Genomic DNA, 23,346 nt, shown 5'->3' with positions numbered 1-23,346 from the left:
GGTCCGGTGCGCCTGCTGCTGAACGTCATCTGGTTGGTGCTGTCCGGGTTCTGGATGGCCATCGCCTACGTGCTGGCCGGCATCGTCTGCTGCATCCTGATCATCACCATCCCGTTCGGGCTGGCCTCCTTCCGGATCGCCGGCTTCGCGCTCTGGCCGTTCGGCCGCACCGTGGTGAACCGGTCCACCGCCGGCGCCGCGTCCTTCATCGGCAACGTCATCTGGTTCCTGGTGGCCGGCCTCTGGCTGGCCATCGGCCACCTGGTGACCGGGATCCTCATGTGCGTCACCATCATCGGCATCCCGCTCGGCCTGGGCAGCTTCAAGCTCATACCGGTCTCGATCGCCCCGTTGGGCAAGGACATCGTCGACCTGCCCGACGCGAGCTACGCCACCGGCACCCACGCCGCCCCGTTCGTCCGCTGACCCCGGTCGGCCCGGGGCGGGTCACTCGGCGGAGTCGTCCAGGTCGTGCCCCAGGATGGTGCCCACCTGCTCGCCCAGGACCTCGGCGACCAGATCACTCAGATCCCCGGCGTCGGCCGACCGGATCTCCAGCGGCCGCCGGTAGACCACGATCCGCGCCTTGGTGGGTCGGCCCTTCTGGTCGACCCCCGGCGGGATGAACCGCGTCAACGGCACCCCGCTGTCCTGCACCACGTCGTCCGCGGCCGGCACCCCGCCGTCGGCGGGCACGGTCGGCACCTCGTCGACGGCGAACTCGAAACCCTGCAGCTCGTCCGGCCAGCGCTCCTCGAGGTCGGCCACGGCCTCCAGCACGACCTGGTCGAACTGCTCGGCGCGCGTCCGCGCCCCCGGGAGATCGGTCGGCAGCAGCGGACCGCGCATCCCCCGGCCACGCCGGTCGCGCAGCCGTCGTGCGGCGCGGCGCGGCGCCGTCGCGTCCTGCGACATCGCGCACCACCTCCCCGCCCGTCCGGCCGGGACGATCCGCCCGACAGCGAACCGGAGTCTAGGTGTAATGCCCAGGTGGGTTGCTGACGGTCGTGCGGCTGATGGGTGGGTTTCCGCCCAGGGCGGTGTGGTTGCGGTGATGGTTGTAGGTGTGGAGCCATTCGGGCAAGGCCGCAGCGCGTTCTGCTGAGCTGGCGAAGGGCCTGACGTAGGCCCATTCTTCGGCCAGGGTCCGGTTGAACCGTTCGGCTTTGCCGTTGGTCTGGGGTCGGTAGTTGCGGGTGAAGCGGGCTTGGGCGCCCACGTCGGCCAGCGGCTGCCGCCAGGCCTGGCTCCGCCGGTAGGCCAGAGCGTTGTCGGTCATCACGCGTTGGATGCCGGTGACGCCGACGGTGGCGAACCAGGCCGCAGCCGAACGCAGGAAAGCCGCGCAGGTCACCGCGCTCTCGTCGGGGTGGATCTCGGCGTAGGCCAGTCGGGTGTGGTCGTCGATCGCGCAGTGCACGTAGTCGTAGCCGGCTCGCCGGCCGGCTTTGAGGGCGGCCTGCGCGGCGAGGTGCTCGAGCGATCCGCGTCCGTGCACCCGCCACCCTCCGCCCTGCCGAATGGCGCCCAGCTTCTTGACGTCCACGTGCAGCAGCTCCCCGGGAGCAGCCCGCTCGTAGCGGCGGATCACCACCCCGCTGGGGCGGTCCATCCAGGCCAGTCGGTGCATGCCGTGACGGCGCAGCACCGCGTGCACCGTGGAGGGCGCCAAACCCACCAACGGTGCGATCCGGGCCGGTCCGAGCTTGCGCGCGGCGCGCACCGCCAGGATTTTGTCCTCCAGTCCGCGCGGGGTCCGGCCCGGCAGCCGGTGCGCCCGACTGGATCGATCGATCAGTCCGGCCGGACCTTCGGCCCGCCAACGGGCCAACCACTTGTAGCCCGTGGCGCGGGAAATGTTCATCTCGACCACCACGTGGGCCACCGGGCGTCCTTGCTCGATCACCCGCCGGATCAGCTCAGCACGGCCGTGAACGGTCAGACGGGCATTAGCGTGGGACATCGAGACCTCCGGGTTGTCGGTGAGGCGTCAGCACCCACACCTTCACCCGGAGGTCTCCCCGATCACCAGACCCAACTGTCAACAACCCTCGTGGGCATTACATCTAGGCGCCGGGCCGCGCCCGGTCCCGGCGCCGCCGTGTCCACCGACGCCGGAGCGGGGGCCCGTGGCCCACCGTGCCGGCGTGGACGGGGTGCAGCGGTGCTCGCGGACGGGCTGCGACCGGCCGGGGACCGCGGTCCTGGTCTACGACCATGTCCGTTCCACGGCTTTCATCGGCCCGCTGATCCCTGGCCCGTCCGCCGGCCCTCCGGCGTCCCACAGCTACCGCCTCTGCTCCGGGCATGCCGCCCGGCCGGTCGTCCCCGCCGACCGGGTGGTGGTGCACCTCGAGTGACCCGAGCCGGGTGGCCGACGCCCCCGGCGTGGCGGCGCGCCGAGTGTCCCCGGGACGCCGCGCCGGGTTATCGTCCCCGGCGTGGCCAGGTTGCGTCGGTGTTCGCGTACGGGGTGCACCCATGGCGCGGTGGCAACCCTCACCTATGCGTACGCGGATTCGACTGCGGTCGTCGGCCCGTTGGCCACGGCGGCCGAGCCCCACTCGTACGACCTCTGCGCCTTCCACGCCGAGCACCTGACGGCGCCCAAGGGCTGGGACGTGGTCCGGCCCGACGGTGAACTGCTCTCCGCCGGCCCGCGTGCGGACGACCTGGAGGCGTTGGCCGACGCCGTGCGCGAGGCCGGCCGGGCCGAGCCGCCCGCCGCCGAGCCGCCCCCGGCCGGCGGCGACAAGCGCGGTCACCTGCGGGTGCTGCGCTTCCCCGAGGTCTGATCGACGCGGCGGCGTGCGCCCGCTCGGTCCGGCCGTTCGGTTCCCGGTCCTGTGCTGCCCGCCCCCCCGCGCCTCGGCGGGGCCGGTGTGCACCCGTCGGGGGTGTCCGACCTGACCGGAGCAGCCCGGCGGATCCGGTCGTCACCCGCCCGGAGGGGGGTGTGTGTCGGGTTGGGCCGGTAGCCTCGGGGTCACTGTTCCTTTGCCTCGGCATTACCCACCGGGTTCGTGGCCGACCTGTCCGAGACCGGGCGGTCCGGTCCGACCACCCCGGCCGGGGCCGCCCGTGCCGCTCCCGCACCCGACCCACCGGAGGACCCGATGCCCCGCACCGATGCCGGACTGGACCCCCTGCTGCTGGAGGTCCTGGCCTGCCCGGCCGAGCACCACGCACCTCTCCGCCTCGACGAGGCGGCCGCGGGCGAGGTCGGCGGTGACCCGCGGCCGGTGCTGATCTGCACCGAGTGCGGCCGGTCGTTCCCCATCCGTGACGGCATCCCGGTCCTGCTGCTGGATGACGCCGACCCCGGTCCGGCGGCTCCGTGACCGCGCGGTCCGGGGTGCCGGACGCCGATCTGCTGCACGACGCCGATGCGTTGACCCGATTCGACACGCTCGCCCTGCTGCGCTCGGCGGCCGGCGCGGGGGCGCAGTGGCGCGCCGCGGTCGGTCAGGTCCGGGATCTCGTCGCCGACCAACGGTCGACGCCACCGGAGCGGCCCCGTTCCGTGGTCGTGATCGGTCCGCACGCGGTCGTGGACACGGCCCTGCTGGTGAGTCTGCTGCCCGAGCCGCTGGCCGTCCCCGTGCTGGCCGCCGGGTCCACTCCCGGATGGATCGGCCCGCTCGACGTGGTCGTCGTGCTCGCCGGCTCGGATCTGGACGAGGAATCCGCCGTCGCCGTGACCACCGCACGGCGCCGCGGCGCGTGGACCATCGCCCGGGGGTCGCAGAGCGGGCCGGTCGCCCAGGCCGCCGGCCCGGTGTTGCTGGTGCCCGCCCTGCCAACGCCCGAGGCCCTGGCCGTGACGGCCCGGCTGGGTGTGCTGCTCACCGTCGCCGCCGAGCTGGGCCTGCTCCCGCGGGTGGAGCTCGCCGAGCTCGCGGAGGAGGCCGATGCCGCGGCGCTCACCTGTCACCCGCGGACAGACGCCTTCCTCAACCCGGCCGTGCGGTTGGCCGATCACCTGCTCGGCTGCACGCCGCTCCTGCTCGGCACCGATCGGGTCGGCGACGCCGTCGCCGCGCACGGTGTGCGCTCCCTCGGGGAGCTGGCCGGGGTCGCGGCGACCTCCCTGACCTCCACCCAGGCGCGGACCAACCCTGCGTTGCTCGCCGCCGCCGGGCAACCGGTGGCCGCCGCCGATCTCTTCGCGGACCCGGACGACGACGGAGGTGCGGTCGCCCAGCGGGTGGCCGGTGTCCTGGTCACCGGGTGGATCCCGCCGTCCGGGCCCGATCCGCGGGCGCTGGCGCTCTCCCGGGCCGTGCCCCGGGCCGTCCCGCTCGAGCCGGCCCTGCCCGAACTGGCCGGGCCGGGGGGTCCGGGCCAGCTCGGTGAGCGGGTCTCCGCCGCCCTGTCCCTGCTCGTCCGCCTGGACTTCGCCGCGGTCTACCTCGGTCTGGCCGCCGCGGTGGCCCCGCCCTTCGACGCCCCCGACGGTCTGGCCCGCCGCGAGCTGTGGACGGCCGCTCTCGGAACGGAGCCCGCCCGATGAAGGCCATGCGCAACCAGATCCGTCCCTACGCCTGGGGATCGCGGACGGCGATCGCCGAGCTGACCGGAGAACCGAGCCCGACACGGCACCCCCAGGCCGAGTTGTGGATCGGCGCCCACCCGGCCGACTCCTCCCGGTTGCTGGACGACCCGGACGGGCGTGCTGCGCCGACGGGGACCCCGGATCCACCGGGCCACGCCCTGGTCGACGTCATCGCCGCCGATCCGGTCGGCACCCTGGGCCCGCGGGTGCTGCAGGCGTTCGGGCCGCGGTTGCCGTTCCTGCTCAAGGTGCTCGCCGCGGCCGAGCCGCTGTCCCTGCAGGCGCACCCCTCGACGGAGCAGGCCCGACTCGGGTTCGCCCGGGAGGAGGCGGCCGGGCTGTCCCTGCGCTCGCCGGACCGCAACTACCGGGACAGCTGGCACAAACCCGAGTTGATCTGCGCGCTGACCGAGTTCCACGCCCTGTGCGGTTTTCGCGAGCCCGGGGTCACGGTGGAACTGCTCGCCGCGCTGGCCGTCCCCCAGCTGGACCACTACCTGACCCTGCTGTCCGGGCAACCCGACAGCGACGGCATGCGGGCACTGTTCTCCTCGCTGATCACCATCCCGTCCTCGGTGCTCGATCCGCTGCTCTCCGCGGTGCTGGCCGCCTGCGTGGAGCGGGTGTCCGCCGGTTCGCCGTACGCCACCGAGTACCGCACCGCCCTGCAGCTGGGCGAGCGCTACCCGGGCGACCCCGGCGTGCTGGCCTCCCTGCTGCTCAACCGGATCACCCTGCAGCCGGGGGAGGCCCTGTTCCTGTCCGCGGGAAATCTGCACGCCTATCTGTCCGGGGTGGGCGTGGAACTCATGGCCAACTCGGACAACGTGCTGCGCGGCGGGCTGACCCCCAAGCACGTGGACGTCCCGGAGCTCATGCGGGTGCTGGATTTCAGCGCGGGCGACGTGCCCGTGCTCCGGGGTGAACCGGTCCGGCCGGGGGAGCGGGTCTACCCGACCCCGGTCCCGGAGTTCCGGCTGTCCCGGCTGGAGCTGGACGGCACGGAGTGGGACGTGAGCCATCCCGGCCCGCAGGTGATCCTGGCCGTGGAGGGCGAGTTCAGCGTCCGCGACGCCGCCGACCGCGACCTGACGATCGCCCAGGGCCATTCGGTGTGGATCTCCGCGGAGGACCGTGACGTGCGCATCAAGGGGTCGGGCACCGTCTTCCGGGCCACCGACGGCATGTGACCGGCCCCGGACGGGTCGAGCGGTGCGGTCGGGGGTAGGTTCGCGCGACCGATCCACCCGTCCCGGAGGCGACCGCGCATGAGCACCTGGCACACCCTGTTCCGGACGAAGTCGGTGGAGCAGTCCGTCCGGGACACCGACGAACCCGGCCACAAGCTCCGACGCAACCTCTCCGCGTGGGACCTGACGGTCTTCGGGGTGGCCGTCGTCATCGGCGCAGGCATCTTCACCCTGACCGCCCGGGTGGCGGCCACCACGGCCGGCCCGGCGGTGTCGCTGTCCTTCGTCATCGCCGCCGTCGCCTGCGGGTTGGCCGCCATGTGCTACGCCGAGTTCGCCTCCACCGTCCCGGTGGCCGGGTCGGCCTACACCTTCAGCTACGCCACCCTGGGCGAGCTGGTCGCCTGGATCATCGGCTGGGACCTGGTGCTGGAGTTCGCGCTCGGCTCCGCCGTCGTGGCCAAGGGCTGGTCGCTGTACCTGGGCAACCTGTTCACCGAGTTCGGCGGGTCGCTGACGGCGACGGTGCAGGTCGGCGGGGTGAAGGTCGACTGGGGCGCCATGCTCATCGTCGCCGTGGTCACCGTGCTGCTCATCTCCGGCACCAAGATCTCCGCGCGGGCGAACGCCGTGATCACCGCCATCAAGGTCGGTGTGGTGCTCTTGGTCATCGTGGTCGGCTTCACCTTCTTCAAGGCCTCGAACCTGACCCCGTTCATCCCGGCCACGGTGCCGGCGGAACAGGGCAGTACCCCGGCCCTGCAGCAGCCCCTGCTGCAGCTGATCACCGGCAGCGCACCGTCCAGCTTCGGTGCCTTCGGCGTGCTCGCCGCGGCCTCCCTGGTCTTCTTCGCCTTCATCGGGTTCGACGTGGTCGCCACCGCGGCGGAGGAGACGAAGGAGCCGCGCCGGGACCTGCCCCGCGGGATCTTCGGCTCGTTGATCATCGTCACGGTGCTCTACGTGCTGGTCACCGTCGCGTTGACGGGCATGGTCAAGTACTCCGACCTCCCGGGCGACGACGCCACGCTGGCCAGCGCCTTCACCCTCGTCGGGGTGAACTGGGCGGCCAAGGTGATCGCCGTCGGGGCCATCGCCGGACTCACCACCGTGGTGCTCGTCCTCATGCTGGGGCAGAGCCGGGTGATCTTCGCGATGAGCCGGGACGGTCTGCTGCCCCGGGGGATGGCCTCGGTGAGCGAGCGGACCGGGACCCCCACCCGGATCACTCTGGGTGTCGGGGTCGTCGTCGCGTTGGTCGCCGGGTTCGTCGACATCGGGGTGCTCGAGGAGATGGTCAACGTCGGCACCCTGTTCGCCTTCGTGCTGGTCTCCATCGGGGTGGTCCTGCTGCGCCGGCGGCAGCCGGACCTCCCGCGGGCCTATCGCGTGCCGTGGATGCCGGTCATCCCGATCCTCTCCGTCCTGGCCTGCCTGTGGCTGATGATCAACCTCACCGCCGAGACCTGGGTGCGTTTCGTGGTCTGGATGGCCATCGGCGTCGTCGTGTACGTCCTCTACGGCCGCCACCACTCGCTGGTCGGACGCCGGGCCGCGGAGGGGGCGGCGGGCGATCCCGCCGACGACGCGACGTCCGGGCCGGACCGGCGTTGAGCACTGCCGGCGAGCTGCGGACTTCTTACCCGGGCAAAAGGGTCTGATGCACACCCCGCGGCGCGCCGTCCTCTTCGCAACGAGCGCTCAGCGGGCTCCGGGCGTATCCCATCACCCGGCTGAGGCGCTTCTCTGCCGTCGGTGTCCCGGCCGGTGGCCCGGGAACCGGCTGGCCCAGCCGTCACGGGGGGCGGGCCATCCGCGACGGACCGGTATCACGCCACCCGGACGGCGTAGTCCGGACGGGTGGCCGTCGAGCTTCCCCGGGGGCGGTGTTTGCTGCTGGCCCGGGGCCTGGGTAGGTTCGGGACGGGCCCGCGAGCGAGTGCCGCGGAGTCCCTCCCCTGAGATGCTCCAGAAGACCCTGAGCGAGAAGTGAGGCCGAAGTGGCTCTGCCCCAACTGACCGACGAACAGCGCGCTGCAGCGTTGGAGAAGGCGGCGGCGGCCCGTCGGGTCCGCGCCGAGCTCAAGGAGCGGTTGAAGCGAGGCGGCACCACGCTGAAGCAGGTCCTGCTGGACGCCGAGACCGACGAGGCGCTGGCCAAGTTGAAGGTCTCCGCACTGCTCGAGGCGCTGCCCGGTGTCGGCAAGGTGCGCGCCGCACAGCTGATGGAGCAGTTCGAGATCGCGCCGAGCCGGCGGGTCCGCGGCCTGGGCGAGCGTCAGCGTCAGGCGATGCTGACCGAGTTCGGGTACTGACCGACCGGTGACGTCCGCCGAGCACCATCCCGCCCCCGCCGAGCACGTCCGGCGGGGGCGGCTCTTCGTCCTCTCCGGCCCGTCCGGGGTGGGCAAGAGCACCGTCCTGGAGCACATCAAGCAGGCCGTTCCGGGGCTCTGGTACTCGGTGTCGGCGACCACCCGCAAGCCGCGGCCCGGGGAACGGGACGGGGTGAACTACTTCTTCCGTTCCGGCACCGAGTTCGCCGAGATGATCGGCCGTGGCGATCTTCTCGAGCACGCCTCGTTCGCCGACCACTTCTACGGCACCCCGACCGGTCCCGTCGGCGAACGCCTCGCGGCGGGCCAGGACGTGCTGCTGGAGATCGAGGTCCAGGGGGCACGTCAGGTCCGGCGCAGCAGCCTCGGGCACGAGGCCGTGCTGATCTTCCTGGCCCCACCGTCCTTCGACGAGCTGGCCCGGCGCCTGGTCGGTCGGGGCACGGAGGACGACGAGACCGTCCGGGCCCGGTTGGACGCCGCCCGCATCGAGTTGGCCGCCGAGGGGGAGTTCGACCACACCGTGGTCAACCACGACGTCCGCTCGGCCGTGACCGACTTGGTATCGTTGATGGTTGAGCCACGTCCCGATCCCGTCTCCTGACGGCTCCCCACCGGGACGACGTCGCCGGACCGGGCGGCGCGGACGCGGCTCGACGTTCCGCCCCGCCGCCGGCCCGCCGGTCCGCAGCGGGAACAAGACACAGGAGTGAGTCCAGCCGATGACGAGTTCGATCAACACCAGCACCCACGACGCGGCCGCCGCGCTGCCCAGCCCGGCCGACATGGCCGCCGCCGGCATCACGTACCCGCCGATCGACGAGCTGCTCACCCGGACCAGTTCCAAGTACGGCCTGTCGATCTACGCCGCCAAGCGCGCGCGTCAGATCAACGACTACTACGCCCAGCTCGGCGAGGGCCTGCTCGAGTACGTCGGCCCGCTGGTCGAGCCGCTGCCCAAGGAGAAGCCGCTCTCCATCGCCCTGCGCGAGATCAACGCCGGCCTGCTGACGCACACCGAGGGTGAAGGCGCCTGACGGCTCGCCGTCCCCTCCCCGTCCCCGCCGTGAGCCGCGCCCGATGACGTCCGCCACCGCGCCGACCCGCGTCGTCGTCGGCGTCGGCGGGGGCATCGCCGCCTACAAGGCGTGCGAGGTCGTCCGCCGTCTGCGGGCCCACGACCCGTCCTGGGTGGTCACCGTGGTCCCGACGGAGTCCGCGCTGCGGTTCGTCGGCGCGGCCACCTTCGAGGCGCTGTCCGGCAATCCGGTGGCCACCGATGTCTGGACCGACGTCCCGTCCGTGGCCCACGTGTCCACCGGCCAGCACGCGGACCTGGTGGTGATCGCCCCCGCCACGGCGGACCTGATGGCCCGGGCGGCCACCGGCCGATCGGACGATCTGCTCACCGCGACCCTGCTCGTCACCCGGGCGCCGGTGCTGATGGCGCCGGCCATGCACAGCGAGATGTGGTCCCACCCGGCCACCCGGGCCAATGTCGCCACCCTCCGCGAACGCGGGGTCGTCGTCGTCGATCCGGCGAGCGGCCGGCTGACCGGCTCCGATTCCGGCCCCGGTCGGCTGCCCGATCCCGAGCACATCGTGGCGCTGGCCCTGCTCGAGCACGGCCGCCCCGGTTCCCTGCCGCAGGACCTCGCCGGTCGCACTGTCGTGGTCACCGCCGGCGGCACCCGTGAGGCGCTCGACCCGGTCCGCTTCCTCGGCAACCGCTCCAGTGGCCGCCAGGGCTTCGCCGTCGCGTTGGTCGCCGCGGCCCGGGGAGCCCGGGTCACCCTGATCGCGGCTTCGACCGAACTGCCGGTCCCGCCCGGTGTGCAGCTGGTCCGGGTGTCGTCCACCGCCGAGCTCGCCGCGGCGACCGCCGAGGCCACACGGGGGGCCGACGCCCTGGTGATGGCCGCGGCCGTGGCCGACTTCCGACCCGCCGAGGCTGCCGCGCACAAGATCAAGAAGGAAGCCGGCCGTGGCCCGGAACCCCTGGCGCTGGTGGAGAACCCCGATGTGCTCGCCGCCCTCTCCCGACCCGGCCCGGGCCGTCCCGCGGTGGTGGTGGGCTTCGCCGCGGAGACCGGCGAGGGGGGCACCGACGCCGAGATCCGCACCGCCGTGCTCGCCCACGGCCGCGCCAAGATCGCCCGCAAGGGCTGTGACCTGCTGGTGGTCAACCGGGTCGACGGGGGCCGGGCCTTCGGCGCCGAGGACAACGCCGCCGTGCTGCTGAGCCGGGAGGGCGACGAGCTGCCCGTCCCGTTCGGGCCCAAGACGGTGCTGGCGGCCGTGCTGTGCGACGCCGTCGCCGCCCGGCTCGCCTCCCGTGTCGGCTGACCGGTCCGCCCGCGGCACGGGGTTCCCGACGGCCCGCCGGGCCGGTCGCGTGGGGCGCCTCCCGTACAGTCCCGGTACGACATCCGCCCCGGTGCCGGCCCGGAAGTCCGCCGGCACCGTGTTCGATCATCCGCCCGCCCCTCCGGTGCGCCGGGCGGTGCAGCGCTGTGCTGTCCGCAGCCGTGAGGAGACCCATCGTGACGTCCCGCCTGTTCACCTCCGAGTCCGTCACCGAAGGCCACCCGGACAAGATCTGCGACGCGATCAGCGACGCCATCCTGGACGAGCTGCTGCGGCAGGACCCGGAGAGCCGCGTCGCGGTGGAGACGATGGTGACCACCGGACAGGTGCACGTCGCCGGCGAGGTCACCACCACCGCCTACGCCGACATCCCCACGATCGTCCGGGAAACCGTCCTGGCCATCGGATACGACTCGTCGGCCAAGGGTTTCGACGGGTCCTCCTGCGGGGTCAACGTCGCCATCGGCGCCCAGTCCCCGGACATCGCGCAGGGCGTGGACACGGCCTACGAGTCCCGGGTGGACGGCAACGTCGACCTGCTCGAGCAGCAGGGCGCCGGCGATCAGGGCCTGATGTTCGGGTACGCCTGCACCGACACCCCCGAGCTGATGCCGCTGCCCATCGCGCTGGCCCACCGTCTGGCCCGCTCGCTCAGCGAGGTCCGCAAGTCCGGCGCGGTGCCGTACCTGCGCCCGGACGGCAAGACCCAGGTCACGATCGAGTACGTGGGTGACCGTCCGGTCCGGCTGGACACCGTGGTGGTGTCCAGCCAGCACGCCGAGGACGTGCACCTGGAGACCCTGCTGGCCGTCGACGTGCGGGAGCAGGTCGTCCAGCCGCAGCTCGAGAGCCTCGGCATCGACGTGTCGGACTACCGCCTGCTGGTCAACCCGACCGGCCGCTTCGTCATCGGCGGGCCCATGGGCGACGCCGGGCTCACCGGCCGGAAGATCATCGTCGACACCTACGGCGGCATGGCCCGTCACGGAGGCGGCGCGTTCTCCGGCAAGGACCCGTCCAAGGTCGACCGGTCCGCCGCCTACGCCATGCGCTGGGTGGCCAAGAACGCGGTGGCCGCCGGGCTGGCCGACCGCATCGAGGTGCAGGTCGCCTACGCCATCGGCAAGGCGTCCCCGGTCGGTCTGTTCGTGGAGACCTTCGGCACCGAGCAGGTCGACCCGGACAAGATCGCCCAGGCCATCCGCGAGGTGTTCGACCTGCGTCCGGCGGCGATCATCCGCGACCTGGATCTCAAGCGCCCCATCTACGCGGCCACCGCCGCCTACGGCCACTTCGGACGGACCGACGTGGACCTGCCGTGGGAGCGCGTCGACCGCGCCGAGGCCCTGAAGTCGGTCCTCGGCTTCTGACCGCCCGCTGCCGGGTGTGGACGCCCGGGTGCGGCGTGCGGGTCCCCTCGCGACGGAGGCTGTTCCCGTCCTGGACGGGGTCCGACGACGGCGGCTGCCGGGTGCGTGCCGCCCGTCGAGTGCGTGTCGCGTCGAGTTCGTACCGCCGGTCGAGTGCGTGACGAGCATCCGGTCCCCGAGGGCGGCGTCGGTGGTGCGGGGTAGACAGGTCCTCGCCGGACCGCCCGGCCCTCGGACCAGGACGGGTGCGTGATGACCGAGCAGGCCGCCACCCCGGCGCCCGTCCCGACCGCCCCGGCCGTGACCGGTCCCGCACCGGCGGCCACCCCGCGGCCGCCGGGACGGGCGGCCGCTCCGGCGGCACGTTCGCCGCGGAGGGACGCCGGGGCCCGGTCGGCAGCCGACCACCTCCCGGTGGCCCGGGTCGCGGTGGACATGCCGCTCGCCCACCTGGACCGTCCCTTCGACTACCTGGTCGACGCCACCCAGGACGCGGACGCCCGGCCCGGCGTCCGGGTCCGGGTGCGCTTCGCCGGCCGGCTGGTCAACGGGCTGGTGCTGGACCGGGCCGGCGCCTCCGAGCACACCGGCCGGTTGGGGTTCCTGGACCGGGTGGTGTCGGCGGAACCGGTGCTGTCCCCGGAGGTCGCCGCACTGGCCCGGGCGGTCGCCGACCGCTACGCCGGAACCCTGTCCGACGTCCTCCGCCTCGCCGTCCCCCCACGGCACGCCCGGGTCGAGGCCCAGCCGATGCCCGTCCCCGACACGGGCCGCCCGGTGACCGCCGCCGTTCCCGACGCGGCCGGATCCGCCCCGGCCCCGGCCCCGGCCCCGCCCGTGACCGCCGTGCCGTCCGTGCCCGGGGAGGCCCGCTCACCGTCGGCCGCTGCCCCGGCGGCCGAGCAGCCGGGATCCGGCACCCCCGGACCGGCGGACCCCGCAGCCGGCTGGGCGCCGTACACGTACGGGCCCACGTTCCTCCGGGCCGTCGGGCAGGGTCGGCCGGCCCGGGCGGTGTGGCAGGCGCTGCCGGGGGAGCGGTGGGCGGAGCGGCTGGCCGAGCTGGCACTGACCGCCCACCGGGCGGGCCGCGGCGCCCTGCTGCTGGTGCCGGACGCCCGTGACCTGACCGCCCTGGACGCCGCCCTGGCCGCGGTGTTGCCGGCCGAGGACTTCGTCACCCTTTCCGCGGACCTCGGCCCCGCGGAGCGGTACCGGCGGTTCCTGCGCATCCGGCGGGGTGCGGCGCGGGTGGTGGCGGGCACCCGGGGCGCCGCCTTCGCCCCCGTCGTCGATCTGGCCGTGGTCGCCGTGTTCGACGACGGGGACGAGTCCCTCGCCGAACCCCGGGCGCCCTACCCCCATGCCCGGGAGGTGGCGATGCTGCGATCCGTGGCCGGGCCGTGCGCGCTGCTCGTCGGCGGGTTCAACCGGACGACCGAGGCGGCCCTGCTGGTCGACTCGGGGTGGGCGCAGTCCGTGGCCGCACCGCGCGCCGTCGTCCGGGAGCGGATGCCGCGCATCGAGGCGGCGGGCGACGACTACGCCCGCGGCGCCGACTCGGCGGCCGCCCGGGCCCGGCTCACCCCGGCCGCCTTCGACGCGGCCCGCGCCTCGCTCCGGGCCGGCGCCCCGGTCCTGGTGCAGGTGCCCCGGCGGGGCTACCAGCCCGCGCTGGCCTGCGAGACCTGTCGCCGGCCCGCCCACTGCCGCCGCTGCGCCGGGCCGCTGGGCGTCACCGGCGCCTCCGGGATCCCCGCCTGCCGGTGGTGCGGCACCCCGGAGGCTCGGTTCCGCTGCCCGGCCTGCGGTGGGGAACGGCTGCGAGCGGTGGTGGCCGGGGCCCGCCGCACCGCGGAGGAACTGGGTCGAGCGTTCCCGAACGTCCCGGTGATCACCTCGGCCGGTGACGCGGTCCGCATCGAGGTCGGTCCCGAAGCCGCCCTGGTCATCGCCACCCCGGGCGCCGAACCCCGCCCGCCGGACGGGTACGGGGCGGCCCTGCTGCTGGACGGCAACGCCCTGCTCGGTCGACCCGATCTGCGTGCGGGGGAGGAGACGGTCCGCCGGTGGCTCGCCGCGGCGGCCCTGGTCCGCCCGGCGGCGGCCGGTGGCCGGGTGGTCATCGGGGCGGACATGGCCCTGGCCGCCGTCCAGGCCGTCATCCGCTGGGACCCGGCCGGCCACGCGGACACCGAGCTGGCCGCCCGCCGGGAGCTGGGGTTCCCGCCCGCGGTGTGGACGGCCGCCGTGCAGGGGGCCGAGGAGGCGGTGCTGGGGTGGCTCGACGACGTCGGGCTGCCGGAATCCGCGGAGGTGCTCGGGCCGGTGCCGTTGGACGAGATCGGCTACGGCCGTCGGCCCGGATCCGGTGACGACGACGGGGAGGGCGGCCCGGCGGTGCGGGCGCTGGTCCGTGCTCCGCTGGCCGACCGGCATGCGCTGACCGCGGCCCTGCGCGCGGTCGCCGCGCTGCGGTCGGCCCGCCGGGAGAGCACCCCGGTGCGGGTCCGGGTCGATCCGCTCGATCTGCTCTGACCGACGGGCCGGTGCTCCGATGAGCCGGAGACCACCTGCACGACAACAGGTGTCGAACGGTCACCACGTGCGGATCAGGAGGTCGGCCGGCCCCCGGCCAACCGCGCCCGCAGGCCGTCGCGGACCTGCGGCCACTCCTGCACGACCACGGAGAACAGGATCGTGTCGCGGAAGGAGCCGTCGGCGCGGCGCTTGTGGCGGCGCAGCACGCCTTCCCGGGTCGCCCCGAGGCGGGCGATCGCCGCGGCGGACCGGGGGTTGGCGCTGTCGCACTGGATCTTGATCCGGCCCAGCCCGCAGTCCTCGAACGCGTGCCCGAGCAGCAGGAGCTTGCACTCCGGGTTCACCACCGAGCCCCACACGTCCGGGCTGTACCCGGTCCAGCCCAGGTGGGCCCGCTCGTCGGCGAGCACGGTCTCGTTGAGGGACGTGGTGCCCACGATGCGGCCGGCCGGGCCGAGCGGGGAGTCGACGGCCAGGCGCACCGCGTAGGCCACCCGGTCGCCCGGGTCGTCCAGGCCGAGCCACCGGTGCATCGCGGCGGCGTCCCGGGGCTGTCCTGTCGGCCCGCCGCCCAGACCGGCGGCCCAGACGCGCGGATCACCCAGTGCGTCGAGCATGCCGGGCACGTCGTCCTCGACGACGCGGTCGAGGTGGACGTGGGCGCCGTGCAGGGGCCGGCCGTCGGGAGCGTGGGCCATGTGCACCTCCGGTGCGGGGCCGCCGGGTGACCGGCCGGCGGCCGGGGTGCCCGGCGAGGGGCGGGGGTGACCGGGGATCCGGGCGGGCCCGACGGTACCGGGGGTGGCGTGCACCCTGTCCTCGGTGCAGGACGCGTCGCGCGCGCCGGCTCGGTGCCGTCCACCGGTCCGGGGCCGTCGTCCGGTGCGCGGCGCCGCTCGGGGTTCGTAGACTGTCCCCGACCTGCCCGGGCGTCCGTCCCGGTCCGCCCCGGTACCTCGGCGTCCGCCCGTCCGGCGCGACGGCGTCCGCCGCCGATCGAGGAGTTCGCCCTGAGGATCGTCTTCGCCGGCACACCGCAGGCCGCGGTCCCGTCGCTCACCGCGCTGCTGGCTTCCGGCCACGAGGTGGCCGCGGTGCTCACCCGCCCCGATGCTCCGGTCGGTCGTGGTCGCACCCTGCAGGGTTCGCCCGTCGCCGAGGTCGCCCGGGAGGCCGGGCTCGAGCTGCTGCAGCCCCGGACGTCCCGCGATCCGGAGTTCCTGCGGCGCCTGACGGAGATCGCCCCGCAGGCCGGGGCGATCGTCGCCTACGGCGGTCTGCTGCCCCGCCCGGTGCTGGACGTCCCCGTCCACGGGTGGGTCAACCTGCACTTCTCGCTGCTGCCGGCGTGGCGGGGGGCCTCCCCGGTCCAGTCCGCCGTCCGGTACGGCGACGACGTCACCGGGGCGAGCACGTTCCGGCTGGAGGAAGGTCTGGACACCGGTCCCGTCTTCGGTGCGGTGACCGAGGCCATCGGGCCGCACGACACCGCGGGGGATCTGCTGGAGCGGCTGTCCCGGTCCGGTGCGGGGCTGCTGGTGGCCACCCTCGACGGCATCGCCGACGGTTCCCTGCAGCCCGTGGAGCAACGCCTGGACACGGTCACCCTGACCCACAAGATCACCGTCGCCGACGCGCAGGTCGACTGGCAGGTGCCCGCCCTCGGGGTCGACCGGCACATCCGCGCCCTGACCCCGGATCCCGGGGCCTGGACCGAGTCGTCCTGGGGCCGGCTGGGTCTCGGTCCGGTGCGGGTCACCGACTCCGACACCCTGCCGCCCGGGGCCATCGCGGCGGGCAAGCGCGAGGTCCGGGTCGGGACGGGGACCACCGACGTCGTGCTGGGCACGGTGACCGCCCCGGGCCGCCGCCCGATGGCCGCGGCCGACTGGGCCCGGGGGACCCGGCCGGGCGCCGACGACCGGTTCGGCCCACAGGCCGACGAACAGGTCTTGCCGCTCCTCGGGCCCGCCGCCGTCCGCGACGACGGCAGCGGTGCCGGCGCGCAGGCCCTGCCGGCCGGGGTGTCCGAGCGATGAGCCCGGGACCCGCCCGTTCCACCGGCCGCCGCCGCGACCCGTCCGGCCCGCCGCGCCGTCCGCAGGGCCAGCGCCCGCCGGTGTCCGACCCGGCCCGCCAGGTCGCCCTGGACGTGCTGACCGCGGTACGCCAGGACGGCGCCTACGCCAACCTGGTGCTCCCGCGGTTGTTGCGCGAGGCGAAGCTCAGTGGCCGGGACGCCGGTCTGGCCACCGAGCTGGCCTACGGCACGTGCCGGTCGCTGGGTCAGCTGGACGCCATCACCGGGGCCGCCGGCAACCGGCCGCTGGGCGAGCTGGACGGCATCGTCCAGGACGCCCTGCGCCTCGGGGCCTATCAGTTGCTCAAGACGCGCATCCCGCCGCACGCCGCCGTCTCGGCCACCGTCGACCTGGTCCGCGCGAGCGAGAAGCCCGGCGGTGCGGGCTATGTCAACGCCGTGCTGCGCCGCGTGTCCGAGGCGGACCTGGCCACCTGGGTGGACCGGCTGGCCCCGGACGCCGACGAGGATCCGCTGGGTCACCTGTCGTTGGCCACCGCCCACCCGCTGTGGATCACCAGCGCGCTGGCCGACGCGCTCGGCGCCACCGCGCTCGACGGGGGCGAGGAGTCCGAGCTGGCCCGGGCCCTGGCGGCCGACGAGGGAGCTCCGCCGGTCCACCTGGTCGTCCGGCCCGGGGTGCTGGAGCGTGACGAGCTGGCCGCGATGAGCGGCGGTGAGCCGACCCGCTTCTCGCGGTACGGCGTGGTGCTGTCGTCCGGCGACCCGGGAGGGATCCCGGCGGTCGCCGACGGCCGGGCCGGAGTGCAGGACGAGGGGTCCCAGCTGGTCGCCGCCGCGCTGGCCGCCGCGCCGCTGGACGGACCCGACGTGCGCTGGCTCGATCTCGCGGCCGGCCCCGGGGGCAAGGCCGCCCTGCTCGGTGGTCTGGCGGCGCAGCGGGGTGCCCGGTTGGACGCCGTCGAGCCGGCTGCGCACCGCGCGAAGCTGGTCCGCCAGGCCACCGCGGGCCTGCCGGTCGACGTGCACGTCGCCGACGGCCGTGATCCCGGGCTGGCCGGCGGCTACGACCGCGTGCTGCTGGACGCGCCGTGCACCGGGCTGGGCGCCCTGCGCCGCCGCCCCGAGGCCCGGTGGCGTCGGCAGCAGGGCGACGTGGCCCCGCTGGTGACCCTGCAGCGCGAGCTGCTGGCCTCGGCGGCACGGCTGGTCCGGCCGGGCGGGGTGGTGGGGTACGTCACCTGCTCACCGCACCTGGCCGAGACGGCCGGCGTGGTCGACCGCGCCCCGGACACCCTCGAGCTGCTGGACGCCCGACCCCTGCTGCCGGGTGTCCCGGAGCTGGGACCGGGGCCGACGGTGCAGCTCTGGCCGCACCGGCACGGCACCGACGCGATGTTCCTGGCCCTCTTCCGGCGCCGCTGACCGCCGCGGGGAGCCCCGCCGACCGAGCCGGCGGGGATGTGCGCGCACCGATCGCCGTCGGCGGTGGGAACTAGGCTGACCTGCGTGGCTTCCCTGATCGCACCCAGCATCCTGTCCGCGGACTTCGCCCACCTGGCCGACGAGGCGGCGGCCGTCAGCGGGGGGGGCGGGGCGGACTGGCTGCACGTCGACGTGATGGACAACCACTTCGTGCCGAACCTGACGCTGGGGCTGCCGGTGGTGAAGTCGCTGCGCGCGGCCACCGACCTGCCGCTGGACTGCCACCTGATGATCGACGACCCGGATCGCTGGGCCGTCGGGTTCGCCGAGGCCGGCGCGTACAACGTGACGGTGCACGCCGAGGCGGTCGCCGATCCGGTGTCGATGGCCCTGGACCTGCGGGCGGCCGGGGCGAAGGCGGGGCTGTCCCTCAAGCCCGGCACCGACCTGGACGACTGGGTCGAGGTGCTGCGGGACTACGACACCCTGCTGATCATGACGGTGGAACCCGGGTTCGGCGGGCAGTCGTTCATGCCCGAGATGATGGACAAGGTCCGTCGCGCCCGGACGATGGTGCAGACCGGCCACCTCACGGTGGTCGTGCAGGTCGACGGCGGCATCAACGCCGACACCATCGCCATCGCCGCCGAGGCCGGCGCGGACTGCTTCGTCGCCGGGTCGGCCGTCTACGACGCCCAGGACCCGCTGGCCGCCGTCCGCGCGCTGCGGCGGACCGTCGAGCGCTGACCGTCACACCTGCGGCCGGTCTGCTCCGGCCCGGACCGCGCGTTGCACGACGACAGCAGGACGACAATGGACAGCGGACCGGCCGGTCCGGGTGGGACGCCCGGCGCGCCGTTCCGAGGAGAGGACCAGCATGTTCACCGGCATCGTGGAGGAACGCGGCGAGATCGTCGACCTGCAGGTGGTCGACGGAGACGTCGGCGGGCCGGCCGCACGGTTGACCGTCCGGGGGCCCAAGGTCTCCTCGGACGCCGGGCACGGTGACTCGATCGCCGTCGCCGGGGTCTGCCTGACGGTCGTCGACCGCGGCGCGGACACCTTCACCGTCGACGTGATGGCCGAGACCCTGCACCGGTCCACCCTGGGCGGCCGCAGCGTGGGCGACCCGGTCAACCTGGAGCGTTCGGTCACCGCCGGTACCCGACTCGGCGGCCACATCGTGCAGGGCCACGTGGACGGGGTCGGCGAGATCATCGCCCGCGAGCCCCATCCGGCCTGGGACGAGTTCCGCTTCGCGGTCGGCCCGGACCTGGCCCGGTACCTGGCCGGCAAGGGCGCCATCACCATCGACGGCGTCTCGCTCACGGTCGTCGCCGTGCAGGACGTACCCGGCGGCGCCGAGTTCACCGTCGGCGTCATCCCGGAGACCCGCGCGGCCACCACCCTGGGTGCCGCCCGGGTGGGGGACCGGGTCAACCTCGAGGTGGACGTCATCGCCAAGTACGTCGAGCGCCTGCTGCAGGCCCGGGACTCCGCATGAGCGACCTGCTGCAGGACGCCCCGCCGCGCATCCGTTCGGCTGCCGGCTTCGACACCATCGAGTACGCCACCGCCCAGCTCGCCGCCGGTCGCGCGATCATCGTGGTGGACAACGAGGACCGGGAGAACGAGGGCGACTTCGTCTTCGCCGCCGAGCTGGCCACCCCCGAGCTCGTCGGCTTCGTCATCCGGTACTCCTCCGGCGTGCTGTGCGTCCCGTTGCCGGGTGCGGACTGCGACCGCCTCGAGCTGCCGCCGATGTACCACGTCAACCAGGACCGCAAGGGCACCGCGTACACCGTCTCGGTCGACGCCCGCGACGGGGTGACCACCGGGATCTCCGCCGCCGAGCGTGCGGTGACCCTGCGGGCGCTGGCCGACCCGACCACCACCGCGGACGGGCTGTCCCGTCCCGGGCACGTCTTCCCGCTGCGGTCCCGGGACGGGGGTGTGCTGGTCCGGCCCGGGCACACCGAGGCCGCCGTGGACCTGGCCCAGCTCGCCGGGTTGCGTCCGGCCGGCGGCATCTGCGAGGTCGTCAACGACGACGGGTCGATGTCCCGACTGCCCGAACTGCAGGCGTTCGCCGCCGAGCACGACCTGGCGTTGATCTCCATCGCCGATCTGGTCGCCTTCCGGCGGGCCCGTGAGGTGCAGATCCGCAAGGTCGCCCAGGCCCGACTTCCCCTGCCCCAGGGGCTCTTCCAGGCCCACGGGTACCTGAGCACGGTCACCGGCCGGGAGCTCATCGGCCTGGTGCACGGCGAGCTCGGCGACGGCGAGGACGTCCTGGTCCGGGTGCACTCCGAGTGCCTGACCGGCGACGTGCTCGGGTCGCTGCGCTGCGACTGCGGGCCGCAGCTGCACACCGCGCTGGACGCCGTGGTCGCCGAGGGCCGCGGGGTCGTGCTGTACATCCGCGGACACGAGGGTCGCGGCATCGGGCTGCTGGACAAGCTCCGGGCCTACGAGCTGCAGGACGAGGGCGCCGACACCGTCGACGCGAACCTGGCCCTGGGTCTGCCCTCGGACTCCCGGGAGTACGGGACCGGCGCCCAGGTGCTGGCCGATCTGGGCATCCGCTCCATGCGGCTGCTGACCAACAACCCGGCCAAGCGCGCCGGCTTGGAGGGCTACGGGTTGACCGTGCTCGGTCGGGTGCCCCTGGCCGGCGCGCCGAACCCGGAGAACCTGCGCTACCTGACCACCAAGCGCGACCGGATGGGCCACGTGCTCGACGGCGATCTGGGTGGCCGGCTCGACCAGGTCGTGCCGGGCGGCTCCACCGCCGGCGACCCCACCCCGGCACCGGGCGATCTGCCGGACGCCGATCCCACCGATCCAGGAGCACGAGCATGAGTGGTGAAGGTCGACCGGCCCCGGTGATCCCCGACGCGCGCGGCCTGCGGGTCGCCGTGGTGGGCACCTCGTGGCACGCCGAGATCACCGACCTGCTGGTCGACCGGGCCGTCGCGGTCGCCCGCGAGGCCGGTGCCGCCCCGGCGACCGTGGTGCGTGTCCCGGGCGCGGTGGAGCTCCCCGTGGTCGCCCAGGAGCTCGCCTCCGGGCACGACGTGGTCGTCGCGGTCGGCGTCGTCGTGCGGGGCGGCACCCCGCACTTCGAGTACGTGTGCGACGCGGTGACGGCCGGGTTGACCCGGGTCGCGCTGGACGCCGGCACCCCCGTGGGCAACGGCGTGCTGACCTGCGACACCCACGAGCAGGCCGTGGCCCGCGCCGGCGGGCCCGACAGCATCGAGGACAAGGGCGGCGAGGCGATGATCGCCGCGCTCACCACCGCGCTGGTGCTCCGCGATCTCCGTCGACCGACCGGCATGGGGTTCGGCTCGTGACCGCACCCGAGCCGGCCCGCTCCCACTCCGATCCCGCCACCGAGCCCGGCACCGCCCCGGCCCCGGTGGCCGCCCCGGGCACGGTGCTGCTGACGGTCCGGCCGCGCCGCATCGCGATCTTCGCCTGGATCGCCGCGGCCGTGGTGGTGGGCGCGATGGGCGTGATCGGGTTCCTGCTCCGCGACTCCGACGAGGGCGTGCCGTTCCGGCTGGCCGACCAGATCGGTCTCATCGGGTTCGGCGTCATCATGGGCCTGACCATCCTCACCACGGCCCGGCCCCGGTTGCGGGTGACGCCCGAGGGCATCTCCGTCCGCAACATCGTGGGGGAGAAGTTCTACGAGTGGCCCCTGGTCCGGCGGATCGCGTTCCCGCAGGGGGCGCCGTGGGCACAGGTCATCCTGCCCGACGACGAGACCCATCCGCTGATGGCCATCCAGGGCATCGACCGCGGCCGGGCCGTGCAGGCCCTGCGGCGGGCGCGCGCCCTGCACGAGCAGTACGCCCCGCCCGAGACCCGCCCGGCCGAGGCGGTGGGCAACCGCATCCTGGACACCCCCGAGCCCGACCGCCCGCTCGGCCGGTTGGAGATCATCGACCAGCGGCGGGCGGCCAGGAAGCGCGGTTGACGGGTCCCGGGTCAGCCCCGCCGGCTGACGCGGAGGTTCTCGCCCGGTCCCTCGCCGGGGGCGTCCGGGTGCGTGGAGTACTCGCGGAAGGCGCCCTGCAGCCCGGACAGTCCGTCCCGGAAGGCCGCGGCGTGCGGGCCGAGGTCCGGAGCGGCCGCGCTGATCAGCCCGGCGAGGGCGGTGATCAGTCGCCGCGCCTCGTCGAGGTCACGGTGGGCGGGGGCGTCCGGGTCGGCGTCGGCCAGCCCGAGCTGCTCGGCCGCCGCGCTCATCAGCAGCACCGCGGCCCGACTGATCACCTCGATGGCGGGGATGTCCACCAGATCCCGGTCGTCCGGGCCCTCGGTCGATGCGGCGGGGGCCCCGTCGAGATCCACGGCGGCGGAACCGGACGCCTCGGGTCCGATGTCCTCGCCCTCGACCAGGGGGGCGTCGGTGCCGTCCGGCCCGGTCGGGTCGTAGGCCACGGGGCCGCCGGCCGCACTGGCCGGAACGGGGTTGCCGGCCGGGTCGGTCTCGGGCAGCGACGGGGCGGGAGTGTCGTGCACGTCGGGGTGCTGGGTGCTCATTGGCCTGACGGTACCCACCGCGTGTAGGCTGATGCCCGCGACCAGCTCCTGCATGTCCGCACCCCGTCGAGGGGTCGGACGGGAGCCTGCAAAGTGGGGTCCCCGACTCCCACCCGCGCCGCCGTCACCGGCAGCCGGGTCCCGGTCCGCCGGCCTCCGGGCCGGTGTCCACCCGTGCCTCGGGTCTGCCGAGCACGGGCGTCCGGTCGTCTGGGGTCCCGCCGCGCCTGCGCAGCGGGGCCTTTCCCGTCTCTGCAGCCGCTGCCAGCAGGGGGCTGACCGCGAGCATCGAGTCCGGCGTCGCCGGACGCCCGGTGCCCGTGTCGCCGGCCCGGGGCATCAGCGCCCCGTGGTCGCAGCACCACCCCGCAGTCTCAGCACCCAGGAGGACTCAATCAGCGTCGAGCCACGCATCAACGACAGGATCCGCGTCCCGGAGATCCGCCTCGTCGGCGCAGCCGGTGAACAGGTGGGCATCATCACCGTGGCGGAAGCCCTGCGGATGGCGCAGGACGCCGACCTCGATCTCGTCGAGGTGGCGCCCGACGCTCGCCCGCCGGTCTGCAAGTTGATGGACTACGGCAAGTTCAAGTACGAGAGCGCGCAGAAGGCCCGTGAGGCCCGTCGCAACCAGGTCCTCACGGTCATCAAGGAGATGAAGCTCCGCCCGAAGATCGACGCGCACGACTACGAGACCAAGAAGGGTCACGTCGTGCGCTTCCTGAAGGCCGGGGACAAGGTCAAGGTCACGATCATGTTCCGCGGTCGCGAGCAGTCGCGACCGGAGCTCGGTTTCCGTCTGCTGCAGCGTCTCGCGCAGGACGTCGCCGATCTGGGCGTCATCGAGAGCGCCCCCAAGCAGGACGGCCGGAACATGATCATGGTTCTGGCCCCGCACAAGCAGGTGAAGGTGCGCACCAGCGCCCCGGCCCCCGCCGAGGTCGGCTGACCTCCGGGTCGGTCCGCC

General features: G+C 74.3%; 25 protein-coding genes. 21 read left to right on the top strand and 4 right to left on the bottom strand.

Features of this window, described 5'->3' with window-relative positions:
* The first annotated feature begins 6 nt into the window (after positions 1-6).
* On the top strand, positions 7-426 hold the full coding sequence (locus tag J2S58_RS06385) for a YccF domain-containing protein (RefSeq protein WP_205258546.1): 420 nt from the start codon (positions 7-9) through the stop codon (positions 424-426).
* Between the two features lie 21 nt (positions 427-447).
* Here the strand turns inward: J2S58_RS06385 and J2S58_RS06380 are convergent, their stop codons facing one another.
* A complete protein-coding gene (locus J2S58_RS06380; protein WP_205258547.1) occupies positions 448-915 on the bottom strand; it encodes a metallopeptidase family protein in 468 nt (155 codons plus the stop codon).
* A 58-nt stretch (positions 916-973) separates the two neighbouring features.
* Positions 974-1,963, bottom strand: a complete 990-nt coding sequence (locus J2S58_RS06375) for an IS481 family transposase (RefSeq protein WP_306826692.1) — start codon at positions 1,961-1,963, stop codon at positions 974-976.
* Positions 1,964-1,982: 19 nt separating this feature from the next.
* Between J2S58_RS06375 and J2S58_RS19180 the strand changes: the two genes are divergently transcribed.
* The 12 genes from J2S58_RS19180 to J2S58_RS06320 all read left to right on the top strand — a co-directional run bounded on the left by J2S58_RS19180 (position 1,983) and on the right by J2S58_RS06320 (position 14,356).
* Positions 1,983-2,360, top strand: a complete 378-nt coding sequence (locus tag J2S58_RS19180; RefSeq protein ID WP_370881835.1) for a DUF3499 family protein — start codon at positions 1,983-1,985, stop codon at positions 2,358-2,360.
* Between the two features lie 81 nt (positions 2,361-2,441).
* Positions 2,442-2,795, top strand: a complete 354-nt coding sequence (locus J2S58_RS06370; RefSeq protein WP_306826690.1) for a DUF3499 domain-containing protein — start codon at positions 2,442-2,444, stop codon at positions 2,793-2,795.
* Positions 2,796-3,116: 321 nt separating this feature from the next.
* The gene (locus tag J2S58_RS06365) at positions 3,117-3,341 is read left to right on the top strand and encodes a Trm112 family protein (RefSeq protein WP_306826688.1); all 225 of its coding nucleotides are present in this window, start codon (positions 3,117-3,119) and stop codon (positions 3,339-3,341) included.
* Positions 3,338-4,513 (top strand): hypothetical protein, encoded by a 1,176-nt coding sequence (locus J2S58_RS06360; RefSeq protein WP_306826686.1) that lies wholly within the window; start codon positions 3,338-3,340, stop codon positions 4,511-4,513. The genes J2S58_RS06365 and J2S58_RS06360 overlap by 4 nt, the downstream gene beginning before the upstream one ends.
* Positions 4,510-5,745: a mannose-6-phosphate isomerase, class I gene (manA, locus tag J2S58_RS06355; RefSeq protein ID WP_306826683.1), complete on the top strand. Its 1,236-nt coding sequence runs from the start codon at positions 4,510-4,512 to the stop codon at positions 5,743-5,745. The genes J2S58_RS06360 and manA overlap by 4 nt, the downstream gene beginning before the upstream one ends.
* A 78-nt stretch (positions 5,746-5,823) precedes the next feature.
* Positions 5,824-7,359, top strand: coding sequence for an amino acid permease (locus J2S58_RS06350; protein ID WP_306826681.1), 1,536 nt, complete (start codon positions 5,824-5,826; stop codon positions 7,357-7,359).
* 386 nt (positions 7,360-7,745) lie between these two features.
* Positions 7,746-8,060, top strand: a complete 315-nt coding sequence (gene mihF, locus J2S58_RS06345; RefSeq protein WP_306826679.1) for an integration host factor, actinobacterial type — start codon at positions 7,746-7,748, stop codon at positions 8,058-8,060.
* Positions 8,061-8,067: 7 nt separating this feature from the next.
* Positions 8,068-8,685, top strand: coding sequence for a guanylate kinase (gmk, locus tag J2S58_RS06340; protein ID WP_306826677.1), 618 nt, complete (start codon positions 8,068-8,070; stop codon positions 8,683-8,685).
* 181 nt (positions 8,686-8,866) lie between these two features.
* Positions 8,867-9,118: a DNA-directed RNA polymerase subunit omega gene (gene rpoZ, locus J2S58_RS06335; RefSeq protein ID WP_306829359.1), complete on the top strand. Its 252-nt coding sequence runs from the start codon at positions 8,867-8,869 to the stop codon at positions 9,116-9,118.
* Positions 9,119-9,161: 43 nt separating this feature from the next.
* A complete protein-coding gene (coaBC, locus tag J2S58_RS06330; protein ID WP_306826675.1) occupies positions 9,162-10,427 on the top strand; it encodes a bifunctional phosphopantothenoylcysteine decarboxylase/phosphopantothenate--cysteine ligase CoaBC in 1,266 nt (421 codons plus the stop codon).
* A gap of 209 nt (positions 10,428-10,636) precedes the next feature.
* Positions 10,637-11,818 (top strand): methionine adenosyltransferase, encoded by a 1,182-nt coding sequence (metK, locus tag J2S58_RS06325; RefSeq protein ID WP_344470637.1) that lies wholly within the window; start codon positions 10,637-10,639, stop codon positions 11,816-11,818.
* Between the two features lie 252 nt (positions 11,819-12,070).
* On the top strand, positions 12,071-14,356 hold the full coding sequence (locus J2S58_RS06320) for a primosomal protein N' (RefSeq protein ID WP_306829357.1): 2,286 nt from the start codon (positions 12,071-12,073) through the stop codon (positions 14,354-14,356).
* 74 nt (positions 14,357-14,430) lie between these two features.
* Here the strand turns inward: J2S58_RS06320 and J2S58_RS06315 are convergent, their stop codons facing one another.
* Positions 14,431-15,057, bottom strand: coding sequence for a GNAT family N-acetyltransferase (locus J2S58_RS06315; RefSeq protein ID WP_306826671.1), 627 nt, complete (start codon positions 15,055-15,057; stop codon positions 14,431-14,433).
* Between the two features lie 312 nt (positions 15,058-15,369).
* Here J2S58_RS06315 and J2S58_RS06310 point away from each other — a divergent pair, with 312 nt between their 5' ends.
* The 7 genes from J2S58_RS06310 to J2S58_RS06280 all read left to right on the top strand — a co-directional run bounded on the left by J2S58_RS06310 (position 15,370) and on the right by J2S58_RS06280 (position 21,810).
* A complete protein-coding gene (locus J2S58_RS06310; protein ID WP_344470640.1) occupies positions 15,370-16,398 on the top strand; it encodes a methionyl-tRNA formyltransferase in 1,029 nt (342 codons plus the stop codon).
* Positions 16,395-17,825: an RsmB/NOP family class I SAM-dependent RNA methyltransferase gene (locus tag J2S58_RS06305; protein ID WP_306826669.1), complete on the top strand. Its 1,431-nt coding sequence runs from the start codon at positions 16,395-16,397 to the stop codon at positions 17,823-17,825. The genes J2S58_RS06310 and J2S58_RS06305 overlap by 4 nt, the downstream gene beginning before the upstream one ends.
* A gap of 36 nt (positions 17,826-17,861) precedes the next feature.
* On the top strand, positions 17,862-18,572 hold the full coding sequence (gene rpe, locus J2S58_RS06300; protein WP_370881834.1) for a ribulose-phosphate 3-epimerase: 711 nt from the start codon (positions 17,862-17,864) through the stop codon (positions 18,570-18,572).
* A gap of 130 nt (positions 18,573-18,702) precedes the next feature.
* The gene (locus J2S58_RS06295) at positions 18,703-19,329 is read left to right on the top strand and encodes a riboflavin synthase (RefSeq protein ID WP_306826664.1); all 627 of its coding nucleotides are present in this window, start codon (positions 18,703-18,705) and stop codon (positions 19,327-19,329) included.
* On the top strand, positions 19,326-20,687 hold the full coding sequence (locus J2S58_RS06290) for a bifunctional 3,4-dihydroxy-2-butanone-4-phosphate synthase/GTP cyclohydrolase II (RefSeq protein ID WP_306826663.1): 1,362 nt from the start codon (positions 19,326-19,328) through the stop codon (positions 20,685-20,687). Before J2S58_RS06295 ends, J2S58_RS06290 begins: the two co-directional genes overlap by 4 nt.
* The gene (ribH, locus tag J2S58_RS06285; RefSeq protein ID WP_306826661.1) at positions 20,684-21,181 is read left to right on the top strand and encodes a 6,7-dimethyl-8-ribityllumazine synthase; all 498 of its coding nucleotides are present in this window, start codon (positions 20,684-20,686) and stop codon (positions 21,179-21,181) included. The genes J2S58_RS06290 and ribH overlap by 4 nt, the downstream gene beginning before the upstream one ends.
* Positions 21,178-21,810, top strand: a complete 633-nt coding sequence (locus J2S58_RS06280; RefSeq protein WP_306826659.1) for a PH domain-containing protein — start codon at positions 21,178-21,180, stop codon at positions 21,808-21,810. Before ribH ends, J2S58_RS06280 begins: the two co-directional genes overlap by 4 nt.
* An 11-nt stretch (positions 21,811-21,821) precedes the next feature.
* On the opposite strand, the gene J2S58_RS06275 is transcribed toward J2S58_RS06280, so the two are convergent.
* Positions 21,822-22,187: a DUF1844 domain-containing protein gene (locus J2S58_RS06275; protein WP_344470642.1), complete on the bottom strand. Its 366-nt coding sequence runs from the start codon at positions 22,185-22,187 to the stop codon at positions 21,822-21,824.
* 541 nt (positions 22,188-22,728) lie between these two features.
* On the opposite strand from J2S58_RS06275, the gene infC reads away from it, so the two are divergent.
* Positions 22,729-23,328 (top strand): translation initiation factor IF-3, encoded by a 600-nt coding sequence (gene infC, locus J2S58_RS06270; RefSeq protein WP_306826654.1) that lies wholly within the window; start codon positions 22,729-22,731, stop codon positions 23,326-23,328.
* Positions 23,329-23,346: the final 18 nt, after the last annotated feature.

Source organism: Nakamurella flavida (assembly GCF_030811475.1).
In the GTDB taxonomy this organism is placed as follows: domain Bacteria; phylum Actinomycetota; class Actinomycetes; order Mycobacteriales; family Nakamurellaceae; genus Nakamurella; species Nakamurella flavida.
The sequence above is the reverse complement of the archived record's forward strand: the minus strand, read 5'-3'. Positions and strand labels throughout refer to the sequence as shown.